The organism is Prolixibacteraceae bacterium, assembly GCA_019720755.1.
Classification (GTDB): domain Bacteria; phylum Bacteroidota; class Bacteroidia; order Bacteroidales; family Prolixibacteraceae; genus Halosquirtibacter; species Halosquirtibacter laminarini.
In genome coordinates this window covers 1,139,174-1,151,073 of sequence record CP081303.1, presented here as the reverse complement: position 1 = coordinate 1,151,073, position 11,900 = coordinate 1,139,174, and the positions used below count along the sequence as shown (strand labels likewise).

Below are 11,900 nucleotides of genomic sequence, written 5' to 3'. Positions count from 1 at the left end.
TGAAAATAATACAATAATGAAACAATTATTATATATATTCCTAGCACTTTTATTGACTGGAATAACAGCTTGTGAGAGTGTATTGGATAAAGACCCAATTGATTCTATTTCATCTAGTGATTATTGGACTTCAGCAAGAGATTTAGAGCTTTATGTAAATCAATTTTACCCAACACTTCCAGGTATTAGCGGATATAATGAGGGAACGGCAAGTTGGGACCTTAATAGCGATAGTTACATTCCTGGAAGAGGTTACAATTCTCGTCTAAATGGAGAGGTTACAGTATATGATGCAAGTGGATGGAATTATGGTAACATTCGAAAAGTAAACTACTTTATAGAGAATTACACAAAAGCTACAGGGCAACAGAATGATATTGATCACTTCGTCGGAGAAGCATACTTTTTCAGAGCAAAGTTCTATTTCGAACTCATGCAGCGTTTTGGTGAAGTTCCATTTATAGGAAAAGTTTTAAATCTTGATTCCCCAGAACTTTATGATCCTCGAACTGCTCGTAACGACCTTGCAGATTCTATCATAGAAGACCTTGATCTTGCAATTTCAAAAATGAAGGATAGAAGCAATGCTCCATCACATCGCCTAACAAAGGAGGTTGCTATGTTGTATAAGACTCGTGTTGCGCTATATGAAGGGACTTGGGAGAAGTATCACGAAGGGACACCTTATGGAGTTAAAGACGCAAACCCTGAAAAATACTTCAACCAAGTTGTGGAAACTGGAGAAGCTTTGATGAACCTGGGAACATGTGCCTTATTAAATACAGGAAATCCAGAATCTGATTACCATAACTTATTTTCTCATGGAACTAGCTATGATGGAGTTTCTGAAGTGTTAATGTGGAAGAAATATGATGTCGAGTTGGGAATTACTCACAATATTCAAAGATATTTACAATCTGAAGGAGTCAATTTTAACGGTATCTCTAAACGTATGATTGACACATATTTGGACATTGATGGGAAACCTATCGATAGCCGTCTAGATGTTCCGACAAGTGATATGCCTAATGGTGGAAGTAAGTTTGTGGATTATACTTCTATGACAAGCATTCTTAAGAATAGAGATCCTCGTTTGTCACAAACAGTGGCTCACGAAGGTGTTGTTCTGGTAGAGAGAGAAGAAAATACCATATTTAAAATGCCAACCCTATTTGGAGACAATGCAGAAATGGCATCTGCAACAGGATTCAATACGATGAAAGGATTGGATACCGACAGATACCAAGGGAGTGATAACTCACATAACTCAGGAACTACAGCCACAATATGTTACCGTTATGCAGAGGCTTTATTGAACTATGCTGAAGCTAAGGCTGAATTGGGGCAATTAGATGCTACAGCAATGGCTAAGTCTGTAAACCTTCTTAGAAATCGTGTAGGAATGCCAAATATGACGATCTCTTCTAGCAGCTGGTACCTAAAGGATGAATTAGGAGTAACAGCTGCTGTAGGTGCTGTACGTAGAGAACGTACTGTAGAGCTAGCATTGGAAGGGTTTAGATTTAATGACTTAATGCGTTGGAGAGCAGGAAGAATCATTAAAGGATATATTCCTAAAGGAACTCAGTATACTGGAAGTGATTATGATGGTAAATATATGGATGATTCGGAAAATAATATCGAAGACCTAAATCGTGTGGATAGCAATGGTTTTATTGACCCTTACCATGAGACCATATCTTCCAATGGAGGATACCAATTTGATGAGAGCAAAGACTATTTGATGCCTGTACCTCAAGATCAAATTGTAAAAAATCCTAACCTTACTCAAAACCCAGGATACCCAGGATTGTAGTAATCCTTTACCCTTACTTAATACAGAAACTCCACAGATATCTTGAAGAAAGATTTCTGTGGAGTTTTTTTCTTTCAGGGATTAAGTATGAAAAAAAACATGGTAATATATATTTTAAATTTCCTTAGATTCTAGATTGAATACCAATATTTAAGACAGAAACCAAGGATAAGGAAACCTAAATACGCAATAGATAACAGAGGAGTATTAGTTGATCGAAAGAATATAAGAGAACGCCCCTTAGAGGATGACAATAAAAGTGTCATAGATCATTGGGATGCTGATATTGTTATTGGAGCGAAATCACTAGTGTTAATAACCTTAGTAGGCAGAATATATAGTTGTACTTATGTTTATATTGCTAGAAGCAAAAATATTAAAGGATGTTTTCAAGGCGATTATGCATATGTATGAACGCTCTTCATTTTCCTGTATTTCAACAACTTTTGATAATAAGAAAGAGGTTGCTTGTCACAAGAATGTGGAGCAAGAGTGTAACACACTGGCCTATTTTGCTGATCCATATTCTAGTTGGTAAAGAGGTCTAAATGAGAACACAAATTGGCTTCTAAAACAATATTACCCTAAAGGAGAAAGCCTTGAATGAGCATCTGTTTAGAAGCTGTTAGATAACGAAAACAAACTCAATAGAAGACCTCGAAAGAAATTTAGATTCCATACTCCTATTGAATTTATTAACGATAATGTAAATAATGACGAAATGTGTTGCACCTCAATCTAGAATTCACGAAAAGGTATCCCTCTCGAATCATCCATAATGATTCGAGAGGTATTAGATTATAATGAGATGGTTGTATCAGAAAACTTTACTTTCTCGATATTGGTTAAAACATCAACACCATCGCGACCGGAGTGAGTGTCTTGAACAGTGGTGCTTCCTTGTGATTTTGTAATAACATATTCACTTCTAGGACCAATGAAGACTACAATATCATCTCCAGTATATCCATCAAAAGTATTATTACCCGAATTTCCTTTAAAGATATTATCTAATTCATTTCCCATTATGCCAGAATTATTATTTCCAGTAAGAGTTACATTTTTAAGAAACATCGATTTGCTTGTGTATACCTTATCTGCATTTTCTCTAATCCAAAAAACATCATTAAAGCTCGACGGCAATTCTGGGGTAAAAGTAATATAGGGAGGCAAGAATTTTTCAACCATTGCATAACCTAAAGCATCATTCGATCTCACCCCTTCTCTTGAATCAGCAAATGGATAAGCGCCGAAATGACTTTTTCCCGCTGGCACTTCCTCTGGGGTAAGAGATTTCCCTTCATATATCTTCGGTTTTACCTTCCATAAATTTAAGTAGTTATCATAAACACATATATAATATTCATTTGGGAAATTAGATGGTTCATTTTTAGGCCATCCCTTAAAACCTCGAGCAGCAGCAGCCTTTTCTGCAGCCACAATCTCTTTTTGATACTCTGGCAATACTTTTTTAATTCCGTAGTCATGAACAAAATGGAATATCTCTTCCCATGATGCATCTCTAGTTTTATGATTCAAGTAATCCTCGGAACCTTCCACTGTAATTTCATTGGCATGTTGATTTTGGACTTTTCCTCCAAGTGCATTCATCGCCGCCTGCATCTGAGGCGTTTCCATTGAATTCCAATCATTAGCAAAAAACAGTACTCCCCCTAAGTTGGCAATACTATTTGCAACAGCAGATTTGTCATTTCCATATTCGGATCCAGGAAAATTAGTCAAATAATGTTCTAAAACCTTTCTTCCTTTCACAGCCTGTGCATCGGACCACCCGTTCTGTATAAGAATATGAATAGGTTTTCCATTAGGAGCCATCACTTTTGTATATTTAGTAAATACCTTTTTAAATACATCTGGCATATTGGACGGCAACTCGACAATACCATTTGAATTCACACTGACATCAATACCTGTCGGAATAGGGGTAAGTTTGGGAACGACAGACGAATCCTGCTTTTTACAAGAGACACTCATCATTACTACATAGATAAATAAAATCACGATACTCTTCTTCATACTCATTGAATTTAACAATTAAACAAACATTCAACAGATATTTTTCAGTAATATGTAGATCATTAACACGTTTTCTTAATTAGTAACCATACGAATAAAAACATTACAGTTGTATATATAATTATTACAATAAATATTGATTAGTGAGAGGAACTCCAAGATAGATTACGGAATGTCTTGGGAGTACAATCGAATTTACGTCGAAAAGCAGTGGTAAAATGAGAAGGAAAGGAGTAGCCACATTGGTATCCAATATCTGAAATAGAAAGTGAGCTTTCTTGTAACAATCTCTTTGCTTCAGACATACGATATTCGAACAAGAATCCAAAGACAGTGTTTCCGAACAACTCTTTAAATCCCTCTTTCAGTTTCTTCTGATTAAGTCCAATCTCCTTTGATAATTCAGCGAGAGATAAAGGAGCATCATAACGACTCATCACCATCTCTTTTGCCTCTTGTAGCTTGATCACATCAAAGCGGTCTAGTTTACATCCCCCTTTCGCCTCACACTCCAATGAGTGATAGATCTGTTCATTCACTAGATTAGTCACCTTCTCTTCAATATATTCGGTCTCACTATTTCCCATAAAGAAACCATTACGTATTTGACTTATTAACATTCTCATCTGAGGCGTAATGCTATTGTGCCGATCCCATAACATGGCTTCTTCCCCATAGAGATATTTCTGATATAGCATCCGAAACGAACCTGTCGTTTGATCAATAATACGGTTTAATAAGGGCTCATTCAATATCGCACAAAATGAAGAGCAGAAGTGATTGGGTTTAAATGTTGTACGATTGTTTTTTTTATCGTTCATTGTCCATATGTTCTGACTATTACTTTTGACTAGAGTATCTCCATTGGCATGATGATAGACAGGATCTCCTTCTATCATGAAATGAATTGCAAAGATAGAAGAGTCGACCTCCTCTAACATGGTCACCTCTTCTTTAAACATACAATCACACTGCATCACAGAACATTGCGGTGTGTTTTTTATCGAAAAAGAGATATTCCCATAATCCACCTCTCCATTATAGTGATAATATTGTTTCTCTCGGTTTACATGTAATAACTTGACCTTATCGCTCTCTATCAATTCATCAACATTGCAGACAATTTTATACCTCATCATACCCTCATATATAATTAATAGTCCCTTATATAAAATAATTATAAATAAAAGAGCTATTCCTTTGCTTAAACAATTTGAACATAAATAATACACTATCAAAAATACAACAGGTATAATAGATTATACATCCCATAAAATAGGGATATTTTACTACAACAATCCAACGATGAAAAACTCATTATTTATATTATTAATATGGATGACCTTCACTATAAATCATAGTGAAGCACAAGTAAGAACCAAGAGATACACCGTTTATGGAGTGATAACAGACAAAACAGACGGGAAACCATTGGCAGGATGTTCGGTCTATATAAAAGCACTCCACAAAGGAACCACGACGGATGCCAATGGTCACTATAGTATCACCACCAACAAGCAATCTTTTCAAATCACATACTCCTTTATTGGCTATAAGACAGAGGAAGTTATATCTACACTCTCAAAAAAAAGAGTGATTCAAGATATGGCACTAGTCCCCTCTTCAGAGCAGTTGGGTGATGTGGTCATTACCGCTAAGTCAGAAGCTCGTAAGATTAGGGAGACAGCTCTTCCTGTTTCGGTTATCTCTATGAATGCACTCCAAGGAACAGTGAGCGACATCAATGAGGTCTTATCAAAAACAGCAGGGGTAAATATTCGATCTACTGGAGGAGTAGGGAGTGCTTCAAAGATCTCCGTTCGAGGATTAGAGGGGAAAAGGGTAGGTTTCTATATTGATGGTAATTCGATGAATGATAACTTAGATTTTGTAAGTATCAATGACATCCCTGTAGATCTGATAGATCGCATCGAGATATATAAAGGGATTGTCCCTGCTAAATTCGGAGGTTCCTCTATAGGTGGAGCTGTCAATATTGTACTAAAAGAGTACCCTCCCAAATACATGGATTTTAGTTATACAATCCGATCATATAACACACACCAAGTATCAACAGCTTTAAAGACCAATAAGAATGGATTCGAGATGGGCATAGGAGGATTCTACACCTATTCGGATAACAATTATAAGATGCAACTACCTTTAAGAAAGGGTCTAAACACACAAAACACCAATCAAATTACAGAGGTTACGAGAAATCATGACAACTATGAAAAGATAGGTATTGGAGGAGGGTTTAACTATAAGGCTGGGTATTTTGATAAATTAAAGATTGAGCCTACGGTAGTAGTAAGTTCAAAGCAAGTTCAAGGAATAAACTACCCTATTTTGAATGCACATAGCAAATCGACTGCTTTGATAGCAAAAGCAATATTAGAGAAAGAAGATTTCTTATGGGAAGGAATGGATTTAAACTTTGAGAATACATTCACACACTCCATCTATCAATTTGTCGACACAGCACAATACAGTTATGATTGGGAGATGAATAGACGTCCAGCAATAAGTGAATATGGTGGAGAGATTGGAAAGAATCCGAACAATTCGAACAATGTAAATCAATCCTTATTACAGCGCCTCAACTTAAATTATATCATTAACAAAAAGCAAAGTATCAATTTCAATTGGCATTTTCAGTATGCTAACGGAAAACCCAAAGACGAGTTAAAAGATAAAGCCATTGGATATCAAACTAATTTCAACAGTAAGATGCATAGCATTACGATTGGCGTTAATCATGAATATCACACTTTAGGTCAATTTTTCACAAACTCGGCCACATTGAAATATCACTATTATGATATAGACACACGTGCCATTGCACAATATGGAATGAGTCGTGTGAAAGATATCCAGATGAATAAGTCAGATTATGGCGTCAGCGAAGCAATACGTTTGAGATTCACTCCAGACTTTCTTTTCAAATCGTCCGTTGTATACGATGTGCGTATTCCTACGAACCAAGAGCTATTAGGAGATGGATATATTATTACCCCATCAGGAGATTTAATGCCAGAAAAGAACTTTGCTCTCAATGCGGGATGGATGTATACCAAAGAGAGGGGGACAAGAAAGTTAATCGAATTAGAATTTAATGCCTTCTACAATCACTTAGATAATATGATTCGATTCAAAGGAGGACCGCTTCTTAGTAAATATGAGAATTTTGGAACCATTGAAACGAAAGGGGTAGAGCTCGAAGTAAAAAGTGATGTGACCAACTTTCTATACCTATGGGGGAATATTACCTATCAAGACCTAAGAGATAAAAGAAAAAACCTTCCAAACTCTGTGGTAGTAAACCCTACCTACGATTCTAGAATGCCAAATATACCATACCTCATAGGGAATATTGGACTAGAACTACATCAATACAACCTTTGGGGAGGAAGAGGGCAAAACACCCGTCTTTATGCAGATGCCACTCTAACAGAAGAGTACTATTACGATTTCGAACAGAGTTCATTTCAAGAGCGCAAGATTCCAAGATCATGTAAAATCAATGCTGGATTAGAACAAAGTTTTGGTTCAGAGAAGATATTCTTCGTATTCCAAGTGAACAACCTTACCAATCAAAGAATCATGTCAGAATACAACAAACCTCTGCCCTTGAGAAATTATGGATTTAAAGTTAGATATGTCTTTAAATAACGAGACAGAGACAACTACATATTTAAATAAAAATATTGAACCCCTATTTTATAAAAGCAAAAATAAAAGTAATGAAGGAAATATTATTCGCAGCCATGCTGCTTGCATTATTCTCTTGTTCAAAAGAGAATAATAATGACGCTGCTCCTGTAAAAGGAGACATATTATTAGTTACCCGTATTGCGAATAGTGATGGTACTTCAGGGAGTGCATATATGCAATTACTTCCGAATACAGAGCCTAGAACTACGACAAACAAGACCTCTCTACCGGCATCATATTCAGTACCACCAGTTGTGATTGGAAACGAGATATATCAACTTCCAGGTTTTGGTATGCAGACAGACCTATTGACCCGAAACACAATAGAAGGAGATTATTTTTCTAAAGAGCAATCTTTCCTTCTTCCGGCCAAATCGGGAGCGGTATCTATTCTAAAACATAATAATAAACTCTATGTCTCTCTTATCTTTCTTGGCAAGATATTAATCCTTGATCATCAAAAGATGGAGAAAATTGGAGAGATTGATATGTCACAATATGGTATAGGGGATAAAAATCCGGACCCCGCAATCATGTTGATACGAGACAACCTACTATATGTGGGATTAAACCAAATGGTAGGTGGTTATACTCCTACCGCAGAGAGAGCCAAAGCCGATATCGCCATTATCGACACTAAAACAGATAAAATCCTTAAGATGATCACTCAAGAGGATGCACATTTTTCGATGCCTACCAAACCGGAGGCAGATGAAAAGTCTATCTTTATGGACGAGAAAAAGGATATATATATCAACTGTATCTCAGGATTTGGGGGCTTAAATCAAAAATCAGGATTCTTAAGGATTCAGGCCGGAGAGACCGAATTTGACAATAGCTATGCTTTAGATGTTACTACAACCAATATTAAAAATGGGAAACACTCTCCATCTTATCTTATTCACATTCAATACCATAAAGATGGGGTACTATATGCCACAGGTAATGTAGATCAATACTATAGTAATCCTCCTAGCTATACCAAAGACAAAACAGTAGGGTCTTACAAAGTAGATTTGTATAACAAAACAATTACCAAATTAGATTTGCCACAGAGCAATAACTTTGGAGCTTCTGTAAACATCATTGGAGACAAAGTATTCTTCGGGCTGTCTACTGAAACAGGAAATGGATTCTACACTTATGACACGAAGACAGAAGCATGTAGTAAGAAACCTATAATCAATACTACTGGATATCCAGCAGAGATCATCAAGATCAAAAAATAACCTCGAACTATACCATAATGAAAAAGGCGATCACTCTAATGATCGCCTTTTTATCCTATTTTCAAGTTTATCTTACTTTAAATAGATCCTCTCCTCTTTCGGATTGCATGAAGTGATACATCTGACATACATATCCTTCCAATCATCACATTTAACAATCGTTTTGACTATATAACACACTTTTCTAAAAAAAAATTAATCTTTTTTTATCTCTCGATAAAGTGCCATCGCAGTCTCCTTCTCTATCTGATGATCTATTATCTTATCTATAGAATATGAATCTGAAAGCCACCTGGAGGTATAGATTTTGTGAGGATCAAACTTCTCTCTCTGGAGCTCTGGATTGAATATTCTAAAGTAAGGAGCAGCATCGACTCCACATCCTGCAACCCATTGCCAATTTCCTACATTCGAAGCAGGATCATAATCGATAAGATGCTGTGCAAAGAGCTTCTCCCCTTCTCGCCAATCCATATGAAGGTCTTTGCATAAGAAACTAGCAGTCACCATACGAACTCTATTATGGATATAACCACTCTCGATTAAAGAGACCATTCCTGCATCGACGAGAGCATATCCAGTCTTTCCTTCAGCCCACCTCTGAAATAACACAGAATCATGGACCCATGACATCTTATCAAAACGTACATCGAAGTTATCCACTGCAGTATTCGGAAAGTGATAATACCAATGAGCATAAAACTCTCTCCATATCAACTCATTCCACAGAGTTCTTGATCCAGTCCATGCAGAAATAGCCAGTTGATCGATAGACAATACACCAAAACGAAGATAGGCACTCACTTTAGACACCCCGGGATCACGAGCAGGAAAATCTCTATTCTCTTGATAATTTTCCATCATGGCATCACTCCAATCATAATCATTTGAAAGGAATTTTCCATCTAATACAGTAGGAACCAATCCTAATCCGACTTCATGAACAGTCTGCATCTCACCCCAAGACAAATTAGTTGCATCAAAACAGCGTGTAGACATCTCTAGAATATCTTGCTCAAAACGTGCAGCACACTGTTTCATAAAAGGGGTATACTTCTTCAATACTTCTCTCTTTTTGGAGAGTATCTCTCCTGGTTCATAAAGCCAATTACCTCTATCGGAAATAAATTGTCCTCCCTTTTCGAGTACTGCATTTTTTATTTTCAAAAAGTCACCACTCTCATGAGGAGAGAGCGTCTGTTCTAGAAATACAGTTCGGAAATCGCCTTCATCTACAAGTCTTCTTATCACATGTAGTCGATCGCCTTCGACACAATGCAAAGTAGAATCAAAACGATTTAAGTCGTCACGAAGAGAGAATAGGGCTTCACGGAGAAACGCAGCCTGTTTCTCATTAACACCATGAGGCCATAAGTAATCCTCGTCCCAAACATATAAAAAGAGAACCTCACAACATCTATCTTTACAATTTTCTAGACATCTCTTCAGAAGAGTATGGTTATCTAAACGTAGATTTCTATCAAAAACAAATAAAACACGGCAAAAAGAGCTCATAAGTAGAAATTTTAGTCAATCTATTAAAAAAACATTTAAATACGTGGTTTGTTTCATCCCAATCTATACTTAAGATCCTCTAATCATGTAAATAGAATAAACAAAAGAGAGAGATACTTATAACATAAGATGATACGCAATGGATAGTTTTTAGAAGTGATGCATTTTTTCATTCTATTTCACACCCATTCACAACTCGCCCATTTTTCACATTTTCAACACCTTGACCCATAAAACTATTCAATATTAGGACTACCGTAATCGCATTTTAAAAACTCATCTCTTAGTTTTATTTTTTTATTAGTAACTTGAGGACTAAAATAAATCAAAGGATCAAACAGATGAAAAATTTTAGTTTTCAAAATAGTGTAAAGATTGTTTTTGGAAAGAATCAGATCTCACAACTTCCTACCCTTATCGAAGAGGGAAAGAAAGTAATGGTATTGTATGGTGGTGGTAGTATTAAGCGTAATGGTATATACGACCAAGTGATGGATAGCCTTAAGAACTATGAGGTAATCGAGTTTTCAGGCATCGAACCAAACCCTGTTTACGAAACATTAATGAGAGCCGTAGAGATCATCCGCAACGAGAAAGTGGATTTTCTATTAGCTGTTGGGGGAGGATCTGTATTAGACGGAACTAAATTTATCTCTGCTGCAGTGAACTTTAAAGGATATACTTGGGATATCATGGCTAAGAATGCTCCTTTAACAGAGCCAACACTTCCTATCGGTACTGTGTTAACATTGCCTGCGACAGGATCGGAAATGAATGCAAACTTTGTGGTTACAAACAAAGACACTCAAGAGAAACTTGGCATGAACAAACCAGAGGTACTTCCTCAATTCTCTATCTTGGACCCACAAGCGATGTTCTCTCTTCCAGAAAGACAGATAAGTAACGGTATCGTAGATACATTTATCCATACAACAGAGCAATATTTAACCTACCCTGATGCAGGATATCTTCAAGATAGACAAGCAGAAGGAATCCTTCAGACATTAGTTGAGATTGGACCTAAATATTTAGAGAATAAAACAGATTATGATCTAGCCTCAAACTTTATGTGGTGTGCTACCAATGCATTGAATGGACTTATTGGTGTGGGAGTTCCTCAAGATTGGGTAACTCATATGATTGGACACGAGCTTACAGCTTACTATGGGGTAGATCATGGCCAGTCTCTAGCTATCGTTCTTCCAGGAGTTCTCGAACTAAAAAGAGTAGAAAAGGCTGGTAAGATCATTCAATATGCAGAGAGAGTTTGGGGTATTACAGAAGGTACTGAAGACGAAAAAATCGATGCAGCAATTCAGAAAACTATTGACTTCTTTGAATCACTACAAGTGAAGACAAGACTTTCTGACTATGGTATCGACGGAAGCCGATTCCAAGATATTAAGAATCGTTTTGTTCGTCGTGGACTTACTGGTATTGGAGAGAGAGGAACTTTCACTCCTGACGATATTGTAAAAGTTCTTGAATTGAGAAAATAATCAACTTCATTAAAAATATACTACTCCATACACCGATCATAAATGTTCATTTTTTTCGAGTGCATGGGGTAGTTTTATTGCAAGCCCCTA

Annotated in this window: 8 protein-coding genes; 5 read left to right on the top strand and 3 right to left on the bottom strand. The window is 36.6% G+C overall.

Annotated features, from left to right (window positions below):
- The first annotated feature begins 16 nt into the window (after positions 1–16).
- Together K4L44_04865 and K4L44_04860 are read left to right on the top strand one after the other, a co-directional pair.
- Positions 17–1,816 carry a RagB/SusD family nutrient uptake outer membrane protein gene (locus K4L44_04865; protein QZE15167.1) on the top strand — a complete coding sequence of 600 codons (1,800 nt, stop codon included), beginning with the start codon at positions 17–19 and terminating at the stop codon, positions 1,814–1,816.
- A 349-nt stretch (positions 1,817–2,165) separates the two neighbouring features.
- Entirely contained in the window at positions 2,166–2,354 is a 189-nt protein-coding gene (locus tag K4L44_04860; GenBank protein ID QZE15166.1) for a hypothetical protein, read from the top strand.
- 260 nt (positions 2,355–2,614) lie between these two features.
- On the opposite strand, the gene K4L44_04855 is transcribed toward K4L44_04860, so the two are convergent.
- Together K4L44_04855 and K4L44_04850 are read right to left on the bottom strand one after the other, a co-directional pair.
- Positions 2,615–3,853, bottom strand: a complete 1,239-nt coding sequence (locus tag K4L44_04855; GenBank protein QZE15165.1) for a hypothetical protein — start codon at positions 3,851–3,853, stop codon at positions 2,615–2,617.
- 140 nt (positions 3,854–3,993) lie between these two features.
- Positions 3,994–4,992 (bottom strand): AraC family transcriptional regulator, encoded by a 999-nt coding sequence (locus K4L44_04850; GenBank protein ID QZE15164.1) that lies wholly within the window; start codon positions 4,990–4,992, stop codon positions 3,994–3,996.
- Between the two features lie 166 nt (positions 4,993–5,158).
- On the opposite strand from K4L44_04850, the gene K4L44_04845 reads away from it, so the two are divergent.
- Together K4L44_04845 and K4L44_04840 are read left to right on the top strand one after the other, a co-directional pair.
- Positions 5,159–7,525: a TonB-dependent receptor plug domain-containing protein gene (locus tag K4L44_04845; GenBank protein QZE15163.1), complete on the top strand. Its 2,367-nt coding sequence runs from the start codon at positions 5,159–5,161 to the stop codon at positions 7,523–7,525.
- Between the two features lie 71 nt (positions 7,526–7,596).
- On the top strand, positions 7,597–8,796 hold the full coding sequence (locus K4L44_04840; GenBank protein ID QZE15162.1) for a hypothetical protein: 1,200 nt from the start codon (positions 7,597–7,599) through the stop codon (positions 8,794–8,796).
- Between the two features lie 195 nt (positions 8,797–8,991).
- On the opposite strand, the gene K4L44_04835 is transcribed toward K4L44_04840, so the two are convergent.
- Entirely contained in the window at positions 8,992–10,311 is a 1,320-nt protein-coding gene (locus K4L44_04835; protein ID QZE15161.1) for a DNA photolyase family protein, read from the bottom strand.
- A 341-nt stretch (positions 10,312–10,652) separates the two neighbouring features.
- On the opposite strand from K4L44_04835, the gene K4L44_04830 reads away from it, so the two are divergent.
- Positions 10,653–11,810, top strand: a complete 1,158-nt coding sequence (locus tag K4L44_04830) for an iron-containing alcohol dehydrogenase (protein QZE15160.1) — start codon at positions 10,653–10,655, stop codon at positions 11,808–11,810.
- Positions 11,811–11,900: the final 90 nt, after the last annotated feature.